The organism is Kitasatospora sp. NPDC085879 (genome assembly GCF_040686255.1).
Taxonomy (GTDB): Bacteria; Actinomycetota; Actinomycetes; order Streptomycetales; family Streptomycetaceae; genus Kitasatospora.
On sequence record NZ_JBFBJZ010000062.1, the window covers coordinates 1 to 23,086 of the forward strand.

General features: G+C 71.4%; 21 protein-coding genes and 2 pseudogenes. 19 read left to right on the forward strand and 4 right to left on the reverse strand.

Annotated features, from left to right (window positions below; all coding sequences use genetic code 11):
- Nucleotides 1-123 precede the first annotated feature (123 nt).
- Complete coding sequence (locus tag AB0P35_RS33030; RefSeq protein ID WP_363518281.1) at nucleotides 124-417, reverse strand: DUF1330 domain-containing protein; 294 nt, start codon at nucleotides 415-417, stop codon at nucleotides 124-126.
- A 188-nt stretch (nucleotides 418-605) separates the two neighbouring features.
- On the opposite strand from AB0P35_RS33030, the gene AB0P35_RS33035 reads away from it, so the two are divergent.
- The 3 genes from AB0P35_RS33035 to AB0P35_RS33045 all read left to right on the forward strand — a co-directional run bounded on the left by AB0P35_RS33035 (nucleotide 606) and on the right by AB0P35_RS33045 (nucleotide 2,869).
- Nucleotides 606-1,508 carry a LysR family transcriptional regulator gene (locus AB0P35_RS33035; protein WP_363518283.1) on the forward strand — a complete coding sequence of 301 codons (903 nt, stop codon included), beginning with the start codon at nucleotides 606-608 and terminating at the stop codon, nucleotides 1,506-1,508.
- Nucleotides 1,509-1,946: 438 nt separating this feature from the next.
- Nucleotides 1,947-2,369 carry a hypothetical protein gene (locus AB0P35_RS33040; RefSeq protein WP_363518285.1) on the forward strand — a complete coding sequence of 141 codons (423 nt, stop codon included), beginning with the start codon at nucleotides 1,947-1,949 and terminating at the stop codon, nucleotides 2,367-2,369.
- Nucleotides 2,366-2,869, forward strand: coding sequence for a GNAT family N-acetyltransferase (locus AB0P35_RS33045; RefSeq protein WP_073492597.1), 504 nt, complete (start codon nucleotides 2,366-2,368; stop codon nucleotides 2,867-2,869). Before AB0P35_RS33040 ends, AB0P35_RS33045 begins: the two co-directional genes overlap by 4 nt.
- Before the next feature lie 321 nt (nucleotides 2,870-3,190).
- Here the strand turns inward: AB0P35_RS33045 and AB0P35_RS33050 are convergent.
- Together AB0P35_RS33050 and AB0P35_RS33055 are read right to left on the reverse strand one after the other, a co-directional pair.
- Nucleotides 3,191-3,888: pseudogene (locus AB0P35_RS33050) on the reverse strand (IS701 family transposase); the annotation flags it as partial.
- Between the two features lie 52 nt (nucleotides 3,889-3,940).
- Entirely contained in the window at nucleotides 3,941-5,446 is a 1,506-nt protein-coding gene (locus tag AB0P35_RS33055) for a hypothetical protein (RefSeq protein WP_363518287.1), read from the reverse strand.
- 259 nt (nucleotides 5,447-5,705) lie between these two features.
- Between AB0P35_RS33055 and AB0P35_RS33060 the strand changes: the two genes are divergently transcribed.
- From AB0P35_RS33060 to AB0P35_RS33085, 6 genes and pseudogenes are all read left to right on the forward strand, one after another.
- A complete protein-coding gene (locus tag AB0P35_RS33060; protein ID WP_363518289.1) occupies nucleotides 5,706-6,860 on the forward strand; it encodes a histidine kinase in 1,155 nt (384 codons plus the stop codon).
- Nucleotides 6,857-7,519: a response regulator transcription factor gene (locus tag AB0P35_RS33065; RefSeq protein ID WP_363518291.1), complete on the forward strand. Its 663-nt coding sequence runs from the start codon at nucleotides 6,857-6,859 to the stop codon at nucleotides 7,517-7,519. The genes AB0P35_RS33060 and AB0P35_RS33065 overlap by 4 nt, the downstream gene beginning before the upstream one ends.
- 1,163 nt (nucleotides 7,520-8,682) lie before the next feature.
- Entirely contained in the window at nucleotides 8,683-10,743 is a 2,061-nt protein-coding gene (locus AB0P35_RS33070; protein WP_363518293.1) for a hypothetical protein, read from the forward strand.
- A 1,050-nt stretch (nucleotides 10,744-11,793) separates the two neighbouring features.
- Nucleotides 11,794-12,378, forward strand: coding sequence for a hypothetical protein (locus AB0P35_RS33075; protein WP_363518295.1), 585 nt, complete (start codon nucleotides 11,794-11,796; stop codon nucleotides 12,376-12,378).
- Nucleotides 12,375-12,953 carry a hypothetical protein gene (locus AB0P35_RS33080; RefSeq protein WP_363518297.1) on the forward strand — a complete coding sequence of 193 codons (579 nt, stop codon included), beginning with the start codon at nucleotides 12,375-12,377 and terminating at the stop codon, nucleotides 12,951-12,953. The genes AB0P35_RS33075 and AB0P35_RS33080 overlap by 4 nt, the downstream gene beginning before the upstream one ends.
- Nucleotides 12,954-13,315: 362 nt before the next feature.
- Nucleotides 13,316-13,684: pseudogene (locus tag AB0P35_RS33085) on the forward strand (phosphotransferase); the annotation flags it as partial.
- A gap of 322 nt (nucleotides 13,685-14,006) precedes the next feature.
- Here AB0P35_RS33085 and AB0P35_RS33090 read toward each other — a convergent pair.
- Nucleotides 14,007-14,480: a hypothetical protein gene (locus tag AB0P35_RS33090; RefSeq protein WP_095878666.1), complete on the reverse strand. Its 474-nt coding sequence runs from the start codon at nucleotides 14,478-14,480 to the stop codon at nucleotides 14,007-14,009.
- Between the two features lie 450 nt (nucleotides 14,481-14,930).
- Here AB0P35_RS33090 and AB0P35_RS33095 point away from each other — a divergent pair, with 450 nt between their 5' ends.
- The 10 genes from AB0P35_RS33095 to AB0P35_RS33140 all read left to right on the forward strand — a co-directional run bounded on the left by AB0P35_RS33095 (nucleotide 14,931) and on the right by AB0P35_RS33140 (nucleotide 23,053).
- Nucleotides 14,931-15,749, forward strand: a complete 819-nt coding sequence (locus AB0P35_RS33095) for an ABC transporter ATP-binding protein (protein ID WP_363518299.1) — start codon at nucleotides 14,931-14,933, stop codon at nucleotides 15,747-15,749.
- A complete protein-coding gene (locus AB0P35_RS33100) occupies nucleotides 15,746-16,648 on the forward strand; it encodes an ABC transporter permease (RefSeq protein ID WP_363518301.1) in 903 nt (300 codons plus the stop codon). Before AB0P35_RS33095 ends, AB0P35_RS33100 begins: the two co-directional genes overlap by 4 nt.
- Nucleotides 16,648-17,343, forward strand: a complete 696-nt coding sequence (locus AB0P35_RS33105; protein WP_363518303.1) for a hypothetical protein — start codon at nucleotides 16,648-16,650, stop codon at nucleotides 17,341-17,343. Before AB0P35_RS33100 ends, AB0P35_RS33105 begins: the two co-directional genes overlap by 1 nt.
- 444 nt (nucleotides 17,344-17,787) lie before the next feature.
- Nucleotides 17,788-18,327, forward strand: coding sequence for a diguanylate cyclase (locus AB0P35_RS33110; RefSeq protein ID WP_363518305.1), 540 nt, complete (start codon nucleotides 17,788-17,790; stop codon nucleotides 18,325-18,327).
- A gap of 153 nt (nucleotides 18,328-18,480) precedes the next feature.
- A complete protein-coding gene (locus tag AB0P35_RS33115) occupies nucleotides 18,481-18,624 on the forward strand; it encodes a hypothetical protein (RefSeq protein WP_363518307.1) in 144 nt (47 codons plus the stop codon).
- 79 nt (nucleotides 18,625-18,703) lie between these two features.
- Entirely contained in the window at nucleotides 18,704-19,609 is a 906-nt protein-coding gene (locus AB0P35_RS33120) for a cupin domain-containing protein (RefSeq protein WP_363518309.1), read from the forward strand.
- A 47-nt stretch (nucleotides 19,610-19,656) separates the two neighbouring features.
- Complete coding sequence (locus tag AB0P35_RS33125; RefSeq protein WP_363518311.1) at nucleotides 19,657-19,989, forward strand: hypothetical protein; 333 nt, start codon at nucleotides 19,657-19,659, stop codon at nucleotides 19,987-19,989.
- Between the two features lie 948 nt (nucleotides 19,990-20,937).
- Nucleotides 20,938-22,245: a sensor histidine kinase gene (locus tag AB0P35_RS33130; protein ID WP_363518313.1), complete on the forward strand. Its 1,308-nt coding sequence runs from the start codon at nucleotides 20,938-20,940 to the stop codon at nucleotides 22,243-22,245.
- Nucleotides 22,242-22,676, forward strand: coding sequence for a roadblock/LC7 domain-containing protein (locus AB0P35_RS33135; protein WP_363518315.1), 435 nt, complete (start codon nucleotides 22,242-22,244; stop codon nucleotides 22,674-22,676). The genes AB0P35_RS33130 and AB0P35_RS33135 overlap by 4 nt, the downstream gene beginning before the upstream one ends.
- A complete protein-coding gene (locus AB0P35_RS33140; protein WP_363518317.1) occupies nucleotides 22,673-23,053 on the forward strand; it encodes a DUF742 domain-containing protein in 381 nt (126 codons plus the stop codon). The genes AB0P35_RS33135 and AB0P35_RS33140 overlap by 4 nt, the downstream gene beginning before the upstream one ends.
- Nucleotides 23,054-23,086 lie beyond the last annotated feature (33 nt).

Here is a 23,086-nt window from a genome sequence, read left to right on the forward strand (position 1 = left end):
CGCCTCGGTGCTGCCCGGCGAGGACGCCCACCTGCTCTTCGCCTGGCTCAGGGACCTGCCCTTCATGGAGTCCACCCACCGGGGGCTCCACCCGCGATGCTCAGCGATGGCTGGGCCTGCCGGTCAGTCGATGCCTTCGATGATGCGGAAGTCGCGCTCGACGCCGTCGGGGAGGGCCACCAGCGCCTTCTGGTATGCCTCGCTCTCGTATGCCGCGACGGCCTGCTCAAAGCTGTCGAACTCGATCAGAACGACGCGTTGCGTGATTCCGGCCTCGTGGGCGACGATTCGACCGCCACGGGACAGGGTGCGCCCGCCCCCAGCCCGGACAGCCGGACCGGCCAGCTTGTCGTAGGCAGTCAGCCTCTCAGGGTCGGAAATGGCGGGGTAGACACTGACCCAGTAGCCCTTAGCCATGGAAACCTCCTGTGTTCGGCCGGACAGGTCCGACTTCGAATTGACACTCAGATCGATCGATCCCGGCGATGGGTACTGCGGTCAGTTGAATCGCCATATGTGCAGGTTAGGGCTTGATGTGCGGCCGAGGGAAAGACCGGTACGGGATAGACTCAGAACGGCTCGTTATCAATCGGCAGGGAGGGCACGTGGCGCCGGATACGGTGAGCCTGCGGTACTTCCTGGTGCTGGCGCAGGAGTTGAACTTCACCCGCGCGGCCGCACGGATCGGCATCGCACAGCCCGCACTCAGCGCCCGGATGCGCCGATTGGAGGCGGAACTCGGTACGGCCCTGCTGGTCCGCAACACGCGTAGCGTCGTTTTGACCACGGCCGGTGCGGCTTTGGCGGAATCCGCGCCGCCCGCGCTGGCGGCGCTGGACCGGGCGTGGGACACCGCCCGGAGCGCGGCGGCCGGTGAACTGGGCACGCTGCGCATCGGATACAGCCTCAGCGCCGGGGCCGAGACGGCACCGGCCCTGGTGGACAGGCTGATTCGCGGCAACAGCGGACTCGAGGTCGGCGCGGTCCCGATGGCGACACCGGAGATCTCCCCCGCGGTCGCCGACGGCCGCATCGATGCCGGGATCACCCGCGGTGAACAACCGGGCCGTGGCGTGCGCCGGTTCCTGCTGCGGCGTGCGCGCATCGGGGTCCAGCTGGCGCAGCACCATCCGCTGGCCGAACACCCGGAGATCGAGATCGCCGACGCGGCCACGTACCCGCTGCGACTCCCGGACCGTGCGGCCAACCCCGTGATCCACGATCAGCTGTCCGCAGTGTTCCGCGACACCCGACCACACCCCCGATTCCACACGCCCGCAGTCTCTTTCGACATGTCTCAGCGCGACCTGCGCGACGGGGTCACCCTCGCCCCGGCCGGAGAAGCCGCGGCCACGGCACAACCGGCCGGTCTCACCTGGCGACCGCTGCGGGGCGCGCCCAGCCTGACGTTCCACCTGGTCCTCCCACGCGAGCACTCGCAACTACACCGCCGCATCCGTGCCGTCGCCAAAACCCTGGCGCACGAGCTGCACTGGCTGCCGGACTGACGCGCAAGAGGTCAAGCGAGACGGACGCTGCGGTGGCGAGGCCCAAGACCCTGTGCCCGGCGGACTTCGCGGTGATGACGACGGCGGTCTTGCTGAATGTCCGACACGACCTCGCTACGCCGGCGGATCAGCATCCGAAAGCCTGAGCACGAACGCGCCTTCGAGGTACCTGCCGAGCGGCTGCACCAAGCACTCCAACGGACCCGAGCCGACTGGGCTGCTGACTGCGCGCGATGACACCGAGACCACGAACCTGCCTAACAGACCCTTGGATATCAGTCAGGCAAGTTCGCTCCGGAGTACTTGCCTGACTTGCCTGACACCTGCTGGGCACCCTAGTGCTCTGACCGCATGCGTTCACCGGGCGCGGGCTGATCTGGGCTGTGGGTTACGGTGATCGCCGAAATGTAGCGGTAGTGCTCTGGCGGGGAGGTCGGCATGGCGGAGATCGAGGTTCCGGGGCCTGAGCCGGAGTGGGAGACAGCTCCGTCGTATCAGGGTGGGAAGCGCAATCCTGCCTTCCAGCAGAGCATGTGGGAGTCTGCCGCCGGCTCCTTCCAGCTGGTGGCGGGGTTGAAGCCGCCACTGGAGGCACTCGCGGCACGGTTGCGTCTGACCCTCGAACGAGGTTGGGAAGACCTCGGATACGTCGACGTCGCCATGTTCCGCATCGAGCGGGTCAACTCTGCCCTGAGCAGGCTTGAGAAGCCGTTGCCATACCGATCATGGAGTCTGTCGATCGAACGGGAGTCTCGATCGGGTGATCGCGGGCCCTGCCCGGCAGGAGAGCAGGGCCTGGCGGTATACGGGGAAGATCGAGGGGAGCGGACGGCCGCGCGCTGCTACGGTCAGGCGCCATGAGCTGGCTTCCCGATGACTTCGTCCATCCCGTCCTGGTACCGCTGCCGGGAGGTGGCCATCACCTGCGGCCGATCCGGGAGGCGGACACCCCGCTCGACTATCCGGCTGTGATGGGTTCGCGCGAGCGGCTGTGGACCATCTTCGGCCCGGCCTGGGGCTGGCCCGCGGCCACCATGACCTACGAGGCCGACCAGGCCGACCTGTTGCGGCACGAGAAGGAGATCGCCGCACACCAGTCCTTCAACTACGCGCTGTTCGACGCGGCGGAGACAGCTCTGCTCGGCTGTGTCTACATCGACCCACCGGAGAGGGCCGGCGCGGACGGCGAGATCTCCTGGTGGGTGGTGGACGAGCTGGTGGGCAGCAAGGTCGAGCAGGCCCTTGACGCGCTGGTGCCGCAGTGGATCGCCGCCGACTGGCCGTTCGAGCAGCCGCGCTTCCTCGGCCGCGAGATCTCCTGGTCGGACTGGCTCGCCCTGCCGGAGCATCCCGACACGTAAGTGGTTGTTGCCCGTACCGATCTCGAAGGCTGTCGATCGAACGGGAGTCTCGATCGGGTGACTGCGGCGCTTTCCGCGCGTGAAAGCAGGGCCTCCAGGTAGCTCGGGGGTGCGATCCCATTCCGAGTGGTTCCCGGAGGCCCTGTTGTCTTTGTTGTACGTTCCCGAGCATGTTGACTTCAACTCGTCCGCCGTGTCCTGCGATTGCCTTGCGCACGTGTACGGCAACGCGGCCGACCATCCGGACCGGGTGCGCCGGTATCCGTCGGACATGACGGACGCGGAGTGGGCGGCCGCCCGGTCCCGCCGTAGGGCGGGGCCCGGCCGGGCGCTGAGGGTGGTGGAGATGCCCACGATGTAGTTCACCGCGCGCTCGTTCAGGCCCAGACGGAACGCCGCCGCGTCCCCGTAGCCCGCGTCCGCGATGGCCGACGGGACGTGCACACCCCAGGAACGCGTCTCGTCGACCATGTCCAGCGCGAGCTGCCACTTCTCCTCGTGCCCCAGGTCTGCGGGGATCTGGCAGCGCTCGCGGCGGGCGACCTTCGCTGGCTCGGCCTTCGGGGGCCGGGTCCCAGGACTTGGGGAGAAACAGCCGCCAGTCGACGGCGGCGGAGGCGTGGTCGGTAGCCAGGTGCGGCGATACGCCCACCTGGCAGTTGGTAACCTTGCCCGCAGTTCCGGTGTACTGCCGCGAGACACGCAGTGGCGTCACCGTCCTTGAGGAACCCCGTGTCGTCGATGATCAACGCCGTCGGGTCGACGGCATCGGCCATGCTCCACGCCAAGCGGGCCCGGACATGGGCCGGATCCCATGGGCTGGAGGTCACGAAGTGGGCCAGAGCCTGACGGTTGCCGTCCTCCCCGAGCCGGGCGGCCATCGGCTCCACCGACTTGCGTCGGCCGTCCAGCAGCAATCCACGTGTATACGCCAGCCCCCACCGGTGCTGATCAGCACGCGTGAACGCCACGAACATCTCCGCCGTGAACGCCTCCAGGTCCTCCCGAACCTCGGCCATCTCCCCAGGTGTCAACCACATCAACGACACCACCCGACACAAGGGCACGCCATCACGCGTCGACGTGACCAAGCCCTACTAATGGTGAGACCGTGTAAACCTTGCCGTAGGCCCGGAGGGTGTCGGCCGGGTCGCCCGGGCGGCCTCGCAGGACGGCGTCCAGGAAGGCGAGGGTGGCTCCGGCGACGACGCGCGGGCTCTCGGTGCGGCCCAGGGTGCCCACGATGGAGGGCACCGGCGGCAGGTACAGCGGCCCGTCGATGAAGGTGAGGTGCCCGGCGCCGGGGACGGTGAGGCGGTAGCTCGTCGCGGTGCTGTGCTCGAGGGCGTCGGTGAGGCGGGGCAGGTAGCGCGGGTCGGTGCCGGCGGTGATCTCCTGGGTGAGCGCGAGCGCCGGCTGCCCGAGGGCGGGCGAGGCGGGGCCGTGGGGGTAGCCGTCCAGGTCGACGACGGCGCCGAACCGGTGGTCCTGCCGGGCCGCCTGCAGGGCGGCGGCACCGCCCAGGGAGTGGCCGGCCACCGCGGCGCGGCCGGTGTCCAGGCGTCCGGTCAGCGGGTCGGCGGTCTCACCGCGGTCCAGGCGCTCCAGCCGGGTGAGGACGAAGCCGAGGTCGGCGGCCCGGACGGCGGTCCACCCCGTCGCCAGCTCCTCGTCGCTGTCCCGGTCCCCGGAGGAGGCGGTGGTGGCGCGGATCGTGCGGCCGTCGGCGAGGACGACGACGGCGGAGTCGTACGGGTGGTCGAGGGCGGCGACCAGGTAGCCGTGGCTGGCCAGCTCCTCCGCCCAGGCGGTGTTCTGGGTCCGCACCCCGCCCGACCCCGGGGAGAACAGGACGACCGGGAACCGCTCTGCCCCGCCGGCCACCGGGGCGTCGAAGACCGCACGGCTGCGGGCCCGCGGGACGCCGTCGACCAGGAAGCCGGGCAGGCCGACCCCGTCGGCGAGGGCCTCCGAGACGGTCCGCGCCTCATCCTCCGTGCGTCCCAGGTACTGGGCCCGCTGGGTGCCGGCGGGGCTCTTCTGCGCCGGGTACCAGAGCTGGACCACGACCGTGCGCCGGTCGTCCGGATCGGCGGTGAAGCTCTCGGGGCGGAGCGGGTCGGTCCACTGCACCACCCGGGTGCCGACCGCGAAGTCGCCCGTCGGCTCGGGGAAGACGGGCACGGGGAAGGCCCAGGCGGCCACCGGGCCGGTGGCGATCAGTCCGGCGCAGGCCAGCGATCCCGGCAGGGCCAGCCACCAGCGGGCCCGCCGCGCCGGTCGGCCGGTACGGCGCCGCAGCAGGGGCGGGAGGGCGAACGCCGCGGCGACGGCGCCGCCGGCCAGGACCGGCAGCATCTGCCAGCGGATCCCCACGATGCCCAGCACGATCGCCGACGGTACGAGGACCGCCCCGGCCGCGGCGGTGACGGGCCGGCGGGCGGCCGGGGGGAGCCAGCGCGCCACCAGCAGCGCGACGGCGCCCAGCAGGACGAGGACTTCCGGAAGGGACAGGGTCAGCCCCGGGATGGTTTCGGTCACCCGGCCATGCTCGGCGCCGGGCCCGCGCCGCCGCATCGGCCCCGGGTCGCCGCCTACTGCGACCGGGGTCGCGACCGGGGCGGGCCGCGGTGCGACCGGGGTGGCACCCGGGCGCCCCGGACCGGCGGCCGGCCTACGACCGCGGGAGGTGGTGGGTCTCCTCCTGTGGTCGTACCCCGGCGTGCTGCGATCCGACGCCGGGCTCATGTGCGGTGCGGGCCTCGCGGCCTAGGCTCCGGCTGTACGCGGTGGCGGGCCCGGCCGGTCCGCCACGATGCCGAATCGACGGAGAGGTGTGACGGTGCGCCACCGGGACCGGGTACCGCCCCTGGTGTGGGACTCGGTGCTGCCGGCGCTGCTCCTCCTCAACGTCGTGACCACGTACCCGGCGCGGGAGCTGCCCGTGGCAGCGGCGCTCACCGCCGCCCTGGCGCTGCCCCTGGTGTGGCGGCGCCGGGCCCCGCTCGCGGTGTTCGCCGCCGTGGCGGCCGCGGCCTTCGCCCAGTGGCTGGCGGACGTCCAACTGCCCGCGGACATCGCCCTGCTGGTGGCCCTCTACACGGCGGCGGCGCACACGGGCCCGCGCGGCACACTGCTCGCAGCCGCCGTCGTGGAGGGCGGGGCGGTGCTGGCCTGCCTGCGCTGGGCACCGGACGGCGCGTTCCCGACCCCGTTCGTCGCGCTCTCCGCGACGGTCGTCGCCGCCGCCGTCCTCGGGGTGAACGTGCGGACCGGCCGGGCCTACCTCGCCGCCGTGCAGGAGCGGGCGGCACGGCTGGCGCTGCACCAGGAGCAGCAGGCACGGCTGGCTGTCGCCGAGGAGCGGGCCCGGATCACCCGCGAGATGCACGACATCGTCACCCACAACCTGTCCGTCATGGTCGCGCTCACCGACGCCGCCGTCTACGCGCAGCACCGCTCCCCGGACCGGGCCACCGCCGCGATGCTGCAGATCTCCGAGACGGGCCGGCAGGCGCTGACCGACATGCGGCGCTCGCTGGGCGTCCTGCGGACCGGCGAGCCGGACGCGGAGCGCCACCCGCTGCCCGGCATCGCCCAGTTGGAGGCGCTCGCCGACCAGATGGGCGCCGCCGGGCTGCCGACCCGCTTGGAGGTCCGCGGCGGTCACACCCACGTACCCGCCACCGCACAACTCACCGTCTACCGTCTGGTGCAGGAAGCGTTGACCAACACCCTCAAGCACACCCCCGACGGCACCCGCGCGACGGTCCTGGTCGAGTGCTCGGCCCAGGCCGTCGGCGTGGACGTCACCGACAGCGGCCCCCGGCCGGCGCTTCCCGCCGCCGGACCGTCCGGCCACGGCATCCCCGGCATGCGCGAGCGCGCGGCCGCCTACGGGGGGACGCTGCGGGCCGGACCGCTTCCGGGCGGCGGCTGGGGCGTGCGGACCCGACTCCTCCTCAACAACGACGGAGCGGCCTCCGCATGACGATCCGGATCGTGATCGCCGACGACGAGGCGCTGCTCAGGATGGCCTTCGGCACCGTCCTGGAGGCCCAGCCCGACATGGCGCCGGTCGGCGAGGCCGCGGACGGCGCCGAGGCCGTCCGCCTTGCCCGGGAGCTGCGGCCCGACGTCGTCCTGATGGACGTCCGGATGCCGGGGACGGACGGGATCGAGGCGACCCGGCAGGTCGTCGAGGCCTGCCCACAGAGTAGGGTGCTGATCCTGACCACCTTCGACCTGGACGCGTACGCCTTCGCCGCGCTCGGCGCCGGGGCCTCGGGCTTCCTGCTGAAGAACACCCGGCCCGAGGAGCTGCTCACCGCGATCCGCAGCGTCGCGGCGGGCGACGCGGTGCTCTCCCCGCGGATCACCCGGCGCCTGCTGGAGGACTTCCGTCCGCACCTGGCCGACGGCGGCGCCGCCGAGCGCGACGAGCGGCTGGACCGGCTCAGCGTCCGCGAGCGCGAGGTGCTCGTCGAGGTCGGCCGCGGCCTGTCCAACGCCGAGATCGCGGCCGCCCTGTACCTCGCGGAGGCGACCGTGAAGTCCCATCTGGGGCGGATCCTGCACAAGCTGGAACTCCGCGACCGGATCCAGGCCGTGGTCTTCGCCCACGAGAACCGCCTGGTCCCCCCGGCCTGACGCCGGCCGAAGGCTCAGAACAGCGGCCAGACCACGGCGCGGACCGGGCCGAACACGTCGCCGACGGGGACGGCGCCGCCCGAACCGCCGCTTCGATGCGCACCGGACGGTCCGATGCCTTGCGCTGCCGTCCTCGCGTGCCCTCCTCCCCCTGCTCGACCATGGCGACCAGGCGCCGGTACTCGGTGTCCCCTGCCTCCGTCGTTGACGCGACGGCGGCCGGCTCCTCGGGGTACTTGGCCGAGAGCTCGCAGCGCAGGTTCCGCAACCGTCCCGGGGGGAGACCGCCTTTGTCACACACCGGGCACACGCCCAGCCGCTGAGCCTCGGCGGGGCGTGCCCTCGTCCACCGTCTGCTGTGCCGGGATAGACGGAGCATGCCGTAACTAGCCGTTGCTCTATCGAGCTTGGTGATCGTGAGTTCGAGCCTGCCGACTCGGTTGGGTGATCTTCTGGCTGGCTGGGCATGAAAGTGGGGCCTCCCGCACAGCTCGTGGGTGTCGAATCCAACCGAGCAACAGGAGGCCCCCGGGCAGCCCGGGAAGGTTCGGCATGCGTGTAGCGCAGGTCGTACAGCGACGCGGACACCCGCGTACCCTCTCGGACGCGGTATTTGTCGGGGGGCGTTCGGACGGTTCGGGACATCGAGAGCCTCCGTAGGGCCCTCCGGTCTCTCCGTCCTCCCGGTCGGATGGCAGGCCGACGGCGACGCCGTCTACGTCATCCGGGAAGGCGCTGACACCCGCGTGGAGCTGCTGCCGGGAACGCAGCCGTAGTCGCCGTCGGACCGAGCGCCGGGCGTACGGGCCGACCGCCTTCGCACGGGCCCGTGTCGCCGCTTCCCACAGGTTCATGGACGCATACGTCCATGGAGCAGACCTCAACGCCTTGATCCGGCTTCGTGGGCTGATCTCCCGAACACAGGAGGGTGTCGTACGGACGGCCCGGCATCTCCGACGGGCGCTCCTGCTCCACAGCGCTGCGGGCGCCACCGTTCTCGCCTTCGCCCGGGGTGGCCGACGGCCGGCAGGATGCCGGCCGCACCGTCCGAGGTTCTGGTCCGGGAGCCGACGGACGGGGTGGGTGCGGCTAGGGTGCCGGTCATGTCTGGTGATTTCCGGGGCGATGGTCCGGTCGGTGAAGTTGCGGTAGGGCGCGGGCGGTTGACCGAGCCCGGATGGCTTGTGGAGGGCGATCCGGAACAGGTGGCGGCGGCGCTGGACGGCGCTGTCGGGCCGCAGGAGGCGGCGGCTGCTGCCGTGTACCGGGCGTCGGGGCATGTGCACCGTGACGCCGGGGCGCAGGTGCGGCGGCAGCTGCTGGCGCTGGACGCCGCCCGGTACGGGAACCAGTCGCTGGCGAGAGGCCTCGCCGAGGTGCCGCTGCCTCAGGAGGCCGACGACTCCTGGACGGTGCGGTGGGCGACCGGGAACGGCCTGGACTCCCGGCTCCGGCATGCGTTGCCCTCGCCGGCCGGGGTGACTGCGGTGGCGACCGTGGTCGTGGGGGGCCGGGGGTTCGCCGTGGCCGGCTGCGAGGACGGCACGCTGCACTGGTGGGACCCGGTGACGGGCAGGAAGCTCGGGCAGGCCGTGACCGGTCACACCGGCGCCGTGCGTGGTCTGACGGCGGCGGTGCTGGAGGGGCGTCCCGTCGCCGTCACCTGCGGCTCCGACGGGGCCGTCCTGGTGTGGGACCTCGTCGAGGGGAAGCCGGTCGGCGAGTACCGCGCCGGCGACGACGACCGGGTGATCTCGCTCGCCACCGCACCGGTCGAGGGCCGGCCCGTGGTGGTCGCCGGCTGCACCGACGGCCTGCTCAGGGTGTGGGACCTGGCCTCCCTCACCCTCGGCCGTGAGCTTCTGACCGTCCGCACCGGCAATGTGCAGGCCCTTGCGGCGGCGGTGGTGGACGGCCGTCCCGTCGCCGTCACCGGCCACGCCGAAGGGGCCGTCCGGCGGTGGGATCTGATCACCGGACGGGAGCTGCGCACCCCGGGCGACGACGCCGAGGATTCCCACCCGCTGGAGGCCGACGGCGACAACAGTGACGACACCGACGACGGGATGCGCCGCTGCATCACCCTGGAGGTCAACGCCATGACGCACCTCCTGGCCACCGACCCGGCGTTCGAGTGCCCGGTGGCGATCAGCGCCAACGCCTACGCGACGTACGTCTGGGACCTGGCCACGGGCGAGCAGGTAGGTGAGCCGGCCGGCGGGTTCGCAGGGGCGGCGGCCCTGACGGTGCTCCGTGGGCGCCCCACCGCGGTCATCGGGTTCGGCCCCCGCGGGCCGGTCGCCGTATGGGACCTGTCCGCCGACGGGCACCTTCACCGGCCGCTGACCGGCCACGAAGGGACCGTGCGGGGAGCAGCGACAGCGGTGGTGCAGGGGCGCCACCTCGCCGTAACCGGCGGCGACGACCGATCGGTCCGTGTCTGGGACCTCGCGGGCAAGAAGGAGCCGGACAGCCGCACGGCCGCCGACGCGGGGCCCGTACGGAAGGTCACCACCGGAATCGTCGACGGCCGTTCGGTCGTCGTCACCGGCGGCCCGGACACGCTGGTGCGGATCTGGGACCTCGACGGCGGGGAGCAGCTCGGCGAGGCCTTGACCGGCCACACCGCCGCCGTGGAGATGCTGACGGTGGGCACGGTGGGGGGACGGCCCGCTCTCCTCACGCGCGACCGGCACGAGAAGGTCCAGGTCCGGGACCTGACCACCCGGGAGGAGGTGCACGGGCTGTCGACGAGCGAGTACACGAGCCCGTACATCCAGTCCTTCGCCACGGTGGAGGACCGCTTCGTCGCCGTGACCTCGGAAGGACGGGTGTGGGACCTCGCTGCGCGTGCGTGGATCGGCGTGCGGCCGAAGCAGGGCGGCGCCCTCGCCGTGGAGACGCTCGAAGGTCGCAACCTGATCCTGACCGGGTACCGGGCGGAGACGGTCCAGCTCTGGGACCTGGCCACGGGTGAACTCGTCGGACCGCCCCTGACGGGACACACCGACAAGGTGTCGGCCGGCGCGGTGGGGCTGCTGGACGGCCGCATCGTCGTCGCCGCCGGAAGCGTCGACGGAACCGTCCGCGTGTGGGACCCCACCACGGGGCAGCAGATCGGCACCTACACCTTCCCTGCCACGGTCGGCGGACTGGCGGTGGCGCCGGACGGGCAGCTGGTCGTCTGCTTCGGCTCGGACATGGCCGTTCTGTCCCCCTGCTGATCGGGGCGCGGACCACACCGGTCCCGGCGGTCCGCCTCCCAGGCCGCAATCTGCACCGGACAGGAATGTGGTCGTGGGCGGATCGGTGGGCGGCGAACAGCCCGGTCGGCGGGCCGGGGTGCGTCCGCGTCGTCTGCCGGCGTCGGGTCGGCGGCCGGTCCGGCCGGCAGACGATCCCGCCCGGCCCCGCCCTCGGCCTGTTCGAGGAACTGCGCGTGGACGTGGACGGGCCGGCTCCCACGATGACCGTCTCTGGCAAGATCTGGCGCCTCACCACCGGCGGGCTCACCTGGATCGCCCAGGTGACCAAGCAACCGGACGGCTCCTACACCGGCCCCATCAGCTACCGCGACGGCAACGCCTCCCTGCGTCCGACCAGTTCGATCCGCGTGCAGCTCACCGGCCGCCCGCCACTGCAGCCGCTCGGCGCCCAGGTGAGCTTCAGCCGCCCGGGTGCCGCCGACCTGGTGCTCGCCTACTCCTTCCGGCGATCGAACTTTCTTGAGGTCGGGATCGAGTGCGACCGCGTCGAGGGGGCCGAGCAGACCGTCGACTACCCGCTGCACGACCACCCGGTACGGCCCGCCGACCTCCCCGACATCACCCTCACGGTGGAGGAGGCGTTCACCCGGCAGGGAATCAAGGTCACCCGCACCGGTGGCAGCCACGTGATCCCGCTCTCGGCCTCCGTCGACGGCCTCTGGTCCGACATCGAGATGCATGACGCGATGCAGCAGCACTGGTCCGAGTGGAAGCCCGGGCCCGACGGCCAAGGCGTCGCCCAGTGGCAGGTGTGGACCTTGTTCGCAGGTCGGCACGAGATCGGCCAGAGCCTCGGCGGCATCATGTTCGACGACATCGGCACCGCCCAGAGGCAGGGCTGCGCGATCTTCTCCGACTCCTTCATCTCGGACGCGCCGCCGAACGACCCCGCGCCCGACGCGTTCGTCCGCCGGATGCGCTTCTGGACGGCCGTGCACGAGATCGGGCACTGTTTCAACCTCGCGCACCCCTGGCAGAAGTCGCTGGAAAACTCCGTGGATCCCGCTCGTGGACGAGCCCGATTCCCGGAGCTTCATGAACTACCCGTTCCTGGTCAACGGCGGGGCGCAGGCATTCTTCACCGACTTCCGATACTTCTTCTCCGAGGACGAGTTGCGCTTCCTGCGGCACGCCCCGGAGCGGTTCGTGGAGATGGGCAACATCCCTTGGTTCGACCACCATGCCTTCGAGCAGGTGCGACAGCACTCCGCCCCGAGCCCGCTGGAGCTGTCGCTCCGCGTCAGCCACGACCGCGAGCGGGACCAGGACGGCAGGTACCGCTACGAAATGCTGGAGCCGGTCATCGGGGAGCTGAAGCTGGCCAACATCTCCACCCAGCGCGTGATGGTCGACCGCAACAAGTTGATCAGCGGCGACCTCGGTGTCGTCATCCAGCGGGAGGGCGACACCGAGGCCCGCATTCACCAGCCATACCTTCGGTACTGCATGAACCCCGAACCACAGGTACTGGAGCCGGGCGAGGCCCTGTACGAGCAAATCGTGCTGAGCTCCGGACTCGGCGGCTGGCAGATCGCCGAGCCCGGCACGTACCGCGTCTATGCCGCGCTGCGACGGCCACCGGCCGAGCGTTGACGTCCGTCGCCGGTGATCCGACCGGGCAGGTCATGGCCGCGCCGCTCATGCTCCGGGTGAATCGCCCGGCCAGCCGCACCCAGGAGAAGCTGGCGGACGACGTATGCACGGACACCGTTGGACGGGTGATGTCACTGGGCGGCACCCGGGTGCTGGACGGCGCCAACGCAGTTCTGGACGAGGTCGCGAACCAGATTCCCGACCACGCCGTCGCCAGGCACGCTGCCGCCTGCCTGGCGGTGGCGGCGACCGTCCCGGGCAAGGTCATGCAGGCTGATGGTGACGCTCAGGAAGGTCCGCGTCTGAAGAAGGCGCAGACCGACACCGAGTCGGGTCGGAGGTGGACCGAGCAGGCCTACGGAGACCTGACCGACGCGGCCAAAACCTTCGGCCACATCCGTCTGACCCGCAACATCGAGAGCATCGCCCGCGCGCTCGACCGGCAGGACCAGGGCGAGCCGGCAGCCCGGCTGCTGGGCGATCTCGCCCAGACCCTCGAGGACCGCAAGGTCAAGCCCGATGTGGTGGCGCAGGTGCAGGACCTGCGGCAGCAGATCGCCGGCGGCAACCAGTAGAAGGCCGGCGGACCCCGGTGGGTCCCTCCAGCCCCCTTCCGGAGGGGACCGGCTGCTGTACAGCTGGACGGAGGCGGATTCGTCCCTGGGCCCGGGGCCGGCGGGGGCGCACGTGAGCCGGAGGTGACAACCCCGTCCGGCCAGAGCCGGCTTCGGGCGGTGTGCGGTCGGTCGAGAAGGCCCGCAGGGGTGCGTTGGAGCCAATTCCTGCAGCGCTCGCCTGCGGGTTCTTCGTCCGGGACCTCAGGAGAACGGGCCGAGGAGCCGGATCTCCCGAAGAGCGGGGCGGCCTCCGTCCGCCTCAAGTACTGTGACTCTGCATGATCGAATCCGAGACCGAGATCAGCGAGGACCTGGTCCGCGATCTGCTTCGGGCCCCGGGCTGGGAGGGCCCCTCGGTGTGGGTGCACGGCGACCTGCGCCCCGCGAACGTCGTCGCCGCCGACGGCACATTGGCCGGCGTCGACTTCGGCGCACTCGTCGCCGGCGACCCTGCATGGGACCTCGCGGCCGCCTGGCTGCTGCTCCCCGCGGGCCGCGCCTCAGGGTTCTTCGACAGCTACGCCCAGGCGGACGAGGCCGCGATACGACGAGCACGCGGGCTGGCCGCGATGAAGAGCCTGTTCCTGATGCTGACGGGCCGGAACGGGAACCGCGGCCTGCCCGGAGGCAAACCGAACTGGGGGCCCGCAGGCCGCTCCGCCCTCGATCGTGTCCTGAAGGGCGTCTGACCGCAGCACGGGTCGACCGGCCCGGACCCAGCCATGCGCTCGCTGATCGGGTGGATGCGGCCCCGGCCACCCGATCCGTCCGGCCCGAGGCCCCGGCGGGGCCCGCTCGCGCTGGTGACCGCGCCCACGAGCAGTGCTCCGCGTTGAGCGATTGGGGGCCCGGGCGGACAGCCGGCCGCCGCAGACCGGCGGCCGGGGCAACGGCCGGCGAGGTCGTGGTGCGTCAACGACGGCTGCGGCTGCAACTCGCACGGTGCAGATGCGGCTGACGTCCCGTGTGCGGACTGCCGCACCGAGCGGGAGCCGGGGCGGGCACTCCGGTTCAGCAGTGGAAGGTCGGGCTGGTGTAGTAGCCAATGGCGCTGGGGCCCGAGGTGATGCCCTCGACCCAGATGCAGTGGCCGGAGCCGGGGACGCTCACCGGGCCCGCGTAGTAGCGGTAGTTGTCGCTTCCGTCGGGCCGGTTCTCGATGCTGGTGCAGTCGGAGCTGCTGCCGGGAGTGTCCTCGCGGCACTCGATCAGCCGGATCGAGATGAAGCCAGCGGTTCCGTACAGGCTTCCGGCCTTGACGTTGACCGCGCAGTTGCGGCCCGTCGAGCTGTCCCAGAACAGGTGCACGTGGCTCAGCACCTGACCACCGTAGGCCTTCACCGCGAACGGGGAGTCGCTCACCTCGCTGCCCGAACACCCCCAGCCGCCGGCCACCGCCGGGGTGGCCGTCGAGAACGTGATGCCGCCGCCCACCGCGATCAGCGCTGCTGCGGCCACCGCCATCCGTCGTGCGATCGTGCGCATCTTCTCAACCTTCCGTCAAGGGTCGGACATGACGCGCGCCATGATCGTCGGCCTCCGTATCGTTTCGGTAGCGGAACCGTAGCCTCGCCGCCGTCGCCAGGAACACCACGCTCGTGCTGGCACGCGCGGGTTGCAGACCGGCGGGGCCGGACCTGCTCCGGGCGAAAGGGCGCAGCGGGGCGGAGGAGGGGTGCCCGCCGGCGCAACCCGGTGGCGATCGCCGGCCGCGTTGACTCGGCGATACGGGCTCTTGCCAGTCTGCTCACCACGACCGGCCCGGAACCGCTGCCACGCCCCGTGCGCACCGCGCGCCTCCCCCGGCCCGGCACGCCCCCGTTCGGAACCGGCCGGACCGGCAAGACACGGCCAGCACGGCCAGGGCCGGCGCAACAAGCCCCACAATGGAATGAACGCCGGCGACCTGCGGGTCACGCTGCGGTCGGTCGAACGGTGGCGCCGGGCCTCGCGGGACGGTGGCTCGGCGGCGCCTGGAGTCGAAGGGGCCGCAGCCGCCGTCGAGGCTGGGCGAGCGGCAGTTCGCTTAGCTGGAACGGGAGTTGGAGAAGGGCCCGCTGGCGCACGGCTGGGAGGACCAGCGGTCTGGCGCGGTCAAGACGGCCGCGCCTGACAGCCCGTGACAACCTGATGTTCTTCGGTATGCTCGCCGGCTTCGACCGCCGTACCCTCACCGCCCGCTCCGCCACGCTGCTCACCCGCATGGGCCTGGACCACGCCGCGGACCGCCGGGTCGAAGCCTTCTCCAAGGGCATGTGCCGGCGACTCCACCTCGCCTGCGGCCTTGTCTCCGAGCCGCAGATCCTCCTCCTCGACGAGCCGACCATCATCGGCCTGGACCCGGAAGAGGCCGCCAGGCTGCGCGACACCGTGCGCGCCCTCGCCGCCGCCGGCACCACCGTCCTGCTTACCAGCCACTACCTTCTCGACATCGACCGCATGACCGACCGCGTCCTCATGCTGAACGACGGCCGCATCACCCACGACCTCGCCACAACCGACTTCCGAGCCCTGGCCGGACATGTCGCCACCGCCACCGCCCGCGGCACCGGCCCCACGCCGGACCTGCCCGAAGGACTGCTCCGGGCCCGCCTCCAGCGCACCGACACCGGCTGGCAGGCCGACGTCCCGATCCCCGCCTGGGACCCCGGCACCCTCACCGCCATCGGCGCCGCCTTCACCGCCATCGGCCCGCATACCTTCGACGTGAGGCCCGTCGCACTGGACGACGTCTTCTCCCTGGTCTCCGGATGAGCACGGCTGTCCTCCTGAGATCCGCGCAACTCCACATGCGCGAAGTCCGCAGCAGCCCCTCCATCGCCGTCATCGGGCTTGTCCAGCCGGCCGCCGTCCAAACCGTACTGCTGGCATCCGGCGACCGCGGCGACGCCGCACACGCCACGGCTCTGGTCACCGGCACCACCCTGCTGTCCTTGTGGTCCACCACCATCTGGTCCGCCGGCATGCTACTGAGCCGCGAGATCCGCTTCGGCACGCTCACCTCACTCCTCGCCCGCCCCACCGACCTTCGGCTGATCATCGCCGGCAAGGCCCTCGGCGCCGGCACCACCGCGCTGGCCCTGTCCACCGCCGTGTCGGCCGCCGTCCCCACCGCCCTCGGCTACCACCTGCGCGTCGCCGACCCGCTCCTGCTCCTGGCGACCGCGCTGCTCGCCCTCGCATCCGCGGCTGCCGTCGGCACCCTGCTCGCCGGCCTATTCATCACCAGCCGTTCGGCCGGACGGATCGCCGAAGCGCTCCTGTTCCCCGTCTTCCTGCTCAGCGGCGCCCTGGTCCCACTCAACATCCTGCCCAGCTGGCTGCAATGGCCCTCCACACTCCTCGACCTGCGGTGGCTGCATGACCTGTCGATGGCCGCTGCCCAGGGCCTAACGCCCTCGCCCGCAGCCGCCCTCACCCTGCTCGTCTGCATCTCCGCCCAGTACGCCGCGGGCCACGTCATCTTCGAACGGCTCCTGGACAGAGCCCGGACGGAGGACACCCTTGACCGTCGTACCTTCCCGCCACTGCCCTCGCCAGTGCCCCCACACCGGGGCCTGCTGCCCGCCTCGGCGAACGCCTCCGGCCCTACCTGCTCACCGCCCGCCTGTCCGGCACCACCTACCTCGCCACCGCCGGCCCCCGGACCCTGATGCTCAGGGTGCTACCGCGGGCCGTCCTGCAGACCGCCTTCTACGCATCGCTCGGACGGCTCACCGCCGGCGAGGCGGGGCTGACCGAGGCCCTCACCGGCGCCGTGGCCTTCCTCGCGGTCGGGCCGCTCGTTGTCCGACTGCCGGACATCGGCACTGAGGAACGCTTCTACGGCACGATGGGCCGACTCCTCACCGGCCGACCGCCCATCGCAGCCCTCCTGGCGGCCCGCACCTGGCCCTACCTGGCAGAAGCCCTCGCCATCTGGGCCATCGCCGGATGCCTCACCCCCCTCCTCCTCGCCCGGCCCGAGCTGGCCGACGACCAGCTGACAGCCCTGCCGGCCTACCTGCTGATCATGGCCGCCACCACCGCGATGGGACTGGTGGTCACCAGCACCTGCCTGGGCCGACGGTCCGAGGTAGCGGTCAGCAACACCCTCGCCTACGCCACTCTGGCCCTCGGCGGAGTCCTTCCCACCGCCGCCGGCAACGGCCCCCTGAGCGCCGCCGCCGACCTGCTCCCCTTCACCCCGGCCCTCCAGTTCTACCGGGCCCAGCAAGCCGGCCACCCGGGCACCACCCTTCTCCTGCACACCCTCCTGCTCAGCGCCGCCTGGGCAACTGCCGCCTGGCTGATCGCGCGAACCCTGACCCGCCGCAGCGTGCGCGACGGACACCACGACCTCACCTGACCAGCGGCACCCCGCCGCACCCGGAACGACCGGTGATACCCAACCCCGAAAGGAAGATTCTCCGATGGATCTCCGTGCCCTGACTCTGAAGCTCGCCGCCGATGCCCGCCGCCTCGACACCGTCCAGGCCCACGAATACATCTGACCCGCCCCCACGCCGTCCAGGGGCATGAGCCAGTGCCCCTGGACGGCGTGTCTTGCCCGGCCCCACGGCCGCCTTCCACCTGAAGTCACAACCACGTCGAGGACGGAGTGATCGCATGCCCGCACGAACGCGCCCGGCACGGCGCCCCTGCTCCCGCCAAGGCGCCGAGGGCTCCGCATGGCCCCCGCCTTGAGCGCTGCCCTGTGGGGCGCCGCACTGCCGACGATCTGCTGGGCCGTCCACCTCGGCTGTCTGCACCGAACCCTCGCGAAGGCCGAAGGGATCCGCTCACCGGACTCATGACCCGCGACGGCTGGATCCGCAGCGCCACCCACATCACCCGCACCGCAACCGAGTCACTCGTGCTCCTGGTCGACGTCGACGACTTCAAGAGCGTCAACGACACCTACGGACATGCGGCCGGCGATGCCGTCCTCATCGCACTCGCCGCACGCCTCAGCGCCTGGGCTGGCCCGGCCGCATCGGCGGCGACGAGTTCGCCGTCGCCGTCCCCTCGGACGCCCACAGCGCATGGGCCCTGGAGACCGCGCTGCGCCACCCGGTCCCTTTCGAGGAGCGGCTCGTCCCAATCAGCGCCGCGGTCGGGACATGTCGGCTCACCCGGGGCGAGCGGCTCCGCAGCGCCCTCGCCAGCGCGGACGCATGCATGTCCGCGGCGAAGAGCGAACGTGGCTGCCGTCGGCAGCCCGCCGGCCAGCGGCCGGAATCACTCAGCTTGCGAGCCACCACGACGACGCCCGCCCGCGTCGTACCGACGGTCCGGACGCCTCTCTCTTGCTCCTCTGCTGACGCCATCTCGCCCACACCGACTGCGGTAGGTCCGCGGCTGGCAGGTTCCAGCAGGCGCGTGTACAGGACACCCCGATCCCCTGGTCCGGACGGCTCGTGACGCGAAAGTCTGGGCCCACCGGCCGAGCCGGCGGACCGCCACCGCCGACCGCTCGGGCACCCGTCCACGACCAGGAGGATCTATGTCCCCGTTCGCCTCCCGTCCCGGCGCCGTCCTCGGCGCCCGCGCACTCGCCGCGCACCACACCACAGCCCGCTCGACCCAGGCCGCCGCCCCCGCCACCCCCGACCGCACCTTCCTGGGCGACAGCATGGGCTGGGAGTGAGCACCGCGGTGGACGAGCCCCCGCGCACCGCCCACGGGACCAGCAACAACCAGGCACCTCACACCACGATCGGACGACCATGACCACGGCCCCCGCCCGTCCCACTCTCGGCGAACTCGTCGGGGACGGCGACGACTTCCTCACCACCTCGTGGCGACGCGAAGCCAGGGTGTTCAACCCCGCCTCCACCTGGACCGAAGCCCTCACCGTCACGGACCTCGAGCAGGTCCTGGCCTGCGGCCTCCTCGGGGAGCCATACCTGGAGATGGTGGAAGGCGGCCGCCACCTGCCGGTACGCCGCTACACCACCGTCCGTCCCGTCGGCCCCACCGCTCTGCACACCTGCGCCGACCCGCACAAGATCGCACAGGAGATCGCAGCCGGCGCCACCCTCCTGCTCCGCAACCTCGAGCACTGGCACCGGCCCACCGCCGAACTGACCGGCCGTCTCCAGCGCGAACTCGGCCGCAAGGTCGAGTCCTTCTTCTTCCTGACCCCGCCCGAGCGGCAGGCTCTTCCTGCCCACCGCGACGACGCCGACGTCTTCGTGCTCCAGGTACAGGGCGCCAAGGACTGGACGCTCCACCACCCGCCGACCGACGGCCACTGGGCGCCCGGCACCGAGCACACCCCGGGCGCAATCGCCCTGCGCACCACCCTGACCCCCGGAGACGTCCTCTACGTACCGAGGGGCGCGGCCCACTGCGCCGTGGGCTGCGGCACCGAGCTCTCGGCCCACCTGTCGCTGACCGTGCGCGAGGTCGGCTCCGCCCAGCTTCACGACACACTGCACGCCCTGCTGGCGGAGGGCATGGGCCTTGCGCCCAGGCCCGTCGACGACGACGGTCTGGGCGCAGCCGCCCAGGATCTGCTGGACCACCACCGGGGGAGGATCGCCACACTGACCGCAGCCGACCTGGTGGCCGCCGCCCGCACGATCATGGCCGCCCAGGCGGATCCCGCCCCCGGCCTCGCCACAGCATGACGTCGCCGCCCTGCGCGCCGTCGGTCGAAAGGGGCAGGCTGAGCGCCATGCAGATGATCCACGTGTTCCTCACCGCACGAACCCCACCGTGCCTCTCCCCACCTGACGCAGGACGGTTTGCCCCAGCTGCACCGGCCCTTGCCGACATCCCAGCGATGGTGACCTCCTGCGCCCGTCAGGACGACGCACTGCAGCACGTCGCGGCCCACCGCCAAGACACGGACTTTGCGCTCACGCTGTTCGTCTCCTCGGACCGCCTTGCGGACGCCGAGCGGGCAGCAATGGCAATCTGCCGACGAGCCGTCGCCCTGTGCCCGGCGCTGGGGCAGTACTCCATCCGATCGGCCGAAGCCGGCTTCGTAGCCGCCTACTACGAATGAGAGGTTTTCATCCTCAAAGCTGCAGGCCACGGGCTCTGGTGTGAGGCGGGGGTAGGGTCCTCGGGCTGCTCGGGAGCGTGATCAGTAGCGGCGAGCTGGTACAGTGCGCCAGCCTCGCGCTGGCCCATGGACAGGCCACGGCGAGACTTGATCGCGGTCCAGTCGGCGAGGTTGGTACACCAGTAGCCCTCGCGCTGGCGGGAACCAATCGGCCGGGTCCTGGTCCGCCTTCGAGCGGTTGGACGCGGCGGAGACCGCGATCAACACCCTGGGCTCGTCCAGGTCGTTGGCGTAAGCCTGGCGTTCGGCCGCGGTCCATTCCGCCGCTCCAGTTGGCGGGGTGCGTCATTCCAACCGTGCTGTATTCGTCAGGGGCCGACCGCTGCGGGGCGTGGCCGTCCGAGTGCCGGCACGTCATGACGGTGCCGGATAGGGCTACCTGGTGTGGCGCCTCCGCGGACTCCTTGCGGCGCCGGCGTGGACGTGTTCATCGCGGCCTGGACACGCATGGTGGGCCTTGTCGCCGATGTGATCTAATGACCGGTCAGATGCGGAGCCGATCGACATGGTTGTTGCTCCGTGACCCTGATGGAAGACCCGCGGAGTTCAGGATGATGCTCACGACCGCCAGGCCGTCGCATGCCGGGGCGTTGGACGTCCCGCGGGGAGCGCCATCGTGTTGTGGAGCGGCAGCTCGGCGATGAGCTGAGCACCAAGGTGCTCGCCTGCTGACCGAAGTGGCACATTTGTCGCGCACATGCCACATAATGGCAACGCCCGGGCCGTGCCCGGTGCTGCTCCAATGATCAGTTTCCGTACGCAATCTGCCGGGACTCCAAGGGTCGGGCGCTCGTTCGCCATGAGCGGGCGGCTCCTCAGTGTCTGGCCTCCGGAGCCGGCTCGAGCCCGAGGACCCAACCGTTGACCTCGATTCCCGAGACTGCCGCAGTGGTGCTCGGCGCCACGACCGCAGCCGGCGCCGCAGCCACGGCGCTGCTGTCACGTTCACGCCGCGCCCTGGTCACGAGAAGCGCCAAGCAGTCAGAGGCGCTGAGTGCCTCCGAGAAGCGCGAGCAGGCGCTCCACGACCAAGTCCAGCAGCTCGGCGCCGAGCTCCAACATCTGGTCGCCAACCGTCTCCCTGGCCTGGCGCTGCACCTGGTCAGCCCGCACCACCCGGTTCCCGGACTGAAGCACGAGGCCCTGGCCGGGACCGAATACGCCCCCCTGTACGAAGCCGTTCTCGGCCACTACTCGGACACGGTGGCCAAGGAGCGCCGGCGGATCGACGCCTCCGCCCGGGCAGCGCTCCGTGGCGCGTGCCAGGACATCCAGGCACTTTCGTACCGGCTGCAGACACAGGTCGAGCTCCTGCAGAACGACTTCGACGACCCGCGGCTGCTCGACAGTCTGTTCAAGGTCGACCACCTCAACGAGCAGGCAATCCGTCTGGTCCAGAAGGCCGCGATCGTCTGCGGAGCCTGGCCCGGGCACGTGCGTCCGGACACCTACGTCGTCGAGATCGTCAGCGGGGCCTCGTCCCGGCTCCACGGCTACGAACGCATCAAGATCAGTTCGCGGCTGATCGATTCGAACGTTGCGGTCGTCGGCCGCGCCGCGGAGCCGATCGCCGTGGCTCTCACTGAGCTCATGGCCAATGCCCTGGAGCACTCCCGCGACGACCTCGCGGTGGAGGCCGGCGTGATCCAGACCGGCAATGGCAGCGTCTGCATCACCATCGACGACGCCGGCACGGGCATGAGCGCGGAGGCCGTCCGCCGGGGTGTCCGCCTGGTCTCGGGCGCGGAGCAGCAGGACACGCTTCTCACCGAGCTCGGCGATCCGCCGGCCCTGGGCCTCGCGGCCATCGGCCGGCTCGTCGCCGACCACGGTTTCAAGGTCTCGATCGACCAAGTGTCCCCCTACAACGGGGTCCGTGCGGTCCTCACCATCCCCCCGCACCTGCTGACGGCGATCGACGAGGAGAAGGTACCGATCTCGGCGATGGCTCCCCGGTCTGCCGTACCCCCCGTGGCACCCCAGTGGCCCGCACCGGCTGCCCAGGAGGACAGGCCGGACGATGGCAGCGACCTGCCGCAGCGCCGTCGGCGTGCCCGCACGGAGCCCAGCCGCGGCGATGCTCCCGCCGTCGAGCCCCGGGAGTTGAACCCGGAAGCGGCTCGTGACACCTGGAGCCAGTTCCAGGCGGGACTCGCCGCCGGACTCGCCCCCAACGACTCGAAGGAAGCACAGTGACCCTCTCCACCTCGCGCCTCGTGATCGAGGACCCGTCGTGGGTCCTGAATCCCATCACCGAAGTCAAAGAGGTCAAGCACGCCCTGATCCTGTCGAGCGACGGCATGGTCATCGGCGCGACGGAGGGACTTCTCCGAGAGGCTGCGGAAGGCATCTCCGCCATGACGGCCGCCCTTCACGGCGCGGCCCGGGCCGCGGCCAACGCGGCGCTGGACGCGCCGGACGGGACGCCCATCACCACCATCACCGTGCAGAACGCCCACGGCACGTACATGATCATGCCGGCCGGTGCCCGCACCAACACCTTCATCGCCGTCGCAGGAGGCCTCGACATGCCCATGGGTGTGGTCGCGCACGTCATGGCCCGCCAGGCCACGAAGCTCGGCGAACAACTCATGTCCGTCCCTGCCCGGACACAGGGGGCATCATGAGCCGCTCCCCGCAGCGACGACGGATGATCCCCAGCTACCTCGCAACCCGGGGCCTCGGCACCCCGACCCGCAACACCGTCCACTCGCTCATGGCCGTGGTCGCCACCGGTCTTCCGCTTGCCCCCCACCACACCCCCGCGCAGCAGCAAATCGTCTCGCTGCTTACGGGAGGTGCTCTGACCGTCAGTGAGACGGCCGCCTACCTCCGTCTGCAGACCGGCGTGTGCAAGGTGCTGATCTCCCAGCTCCTCGACGGCGGCCACCTGCAGGTCCGTGTGCCGGCACCCCACGCTCTACTCCCCGACGCGGGCGCCGATCGCCCGTCGAAAGAACTCCTGGAAGAGGTGCTGAGTGGACTCCGCGCGCTCAGGCAGTAGCCCGCGTCCCGTCTACCTGCCGGAGGAGGACCA

Coding starts and splice junctions, on each gene's coding strand:
- AB0P35_RS33115 (WP_363518307.1), top strand. CDS start 18,481: ATGTCCCCGTTCGCCTCCCGTCCCGGCGCCGTCCTCGGCGCCCGCGCA.
- AB0P35_RS33125 (WP_363518311.1), top strand. CDS start 19,657: ATGCAGATGATCCACGTGTTCCTCACCGCACGAACCCCACCGTGCCTC.
- AB0P35_RS33030 (WP_363518281.1), bottom strand. CDS start 417: ATGGCTAAGGGCTACTGGGTCAGTGTCTACCCCGCCATTTCCGACCCT.
- AB0P35_RS33110 (WP_363518305.1), top strand. CDS start 17,788: ATGACCCGCGACGGCTGGATCCGCAGCGCCACCCACATCACCCGCACC.
- AB0P35_RS33105 (WP_363518303.1), top strand. CDS start 16,648: ATGCTCAGGGTGCTACCGCGGGCCGTCCTGCAGACCGCCTTCTACGCA.
- AB0P35_RS33065 (WP_363518291.1), top strand. CDS start 6,857: ATGACGATCCGGATCGTGATCGCCGACGACGAGGCGCTGCTCAGGATG.
- AB0P35_RS33120 (WP_363518309.1), top strand. CDS start 18,704: ATGACCACGGCCCCCGCCCGTCCCACTCTCGGCGAACTCGTCGGGGAC.
- AB0P35_RS33100 (WP_363518301.1), top strand. CDS start 15,746: ATGAGCACGGCTGTCCTCCTGAGATCCGCGCAACTCCACATGCGCGAA.
- AB0P35_RS33040 (WP_363518285.1), top strand. CDS start 1,947: ATGGCGGAGATCGAGGTTCCGGGGCCTGAGCCGGAGTGGGAGACAGCT.
- AB0P35_RS33055 (WP_363518287.1), bottom strand. CDS start 5,446: ATGCGGCGGCGCGGGCCCGGCGCCGAGCATGGCCGGGTGACCGAAACC.
- AB0P35_RS33090 (WP_095878666.1), bottom strand. CDS start 14,480: ATGCGCACGATCGCACGACGGATGGCGGTGGCCGCAGCAGCGCTGATC.
- AB0P35_RS33140 (WP_363518317.1), top strand. CDS start 22,673: ATGAGCCGCTCCCCGCAGCGACGACGGATGATCCCCAGCTACCTCGCA.
- AB0P35_RS33045 (WP_073492597.1), top strand. CDS start 2,366: ATGAGCTGGCTTCCCGATGACTTCGTCCATCCCGTCCTGGTACCGCTG.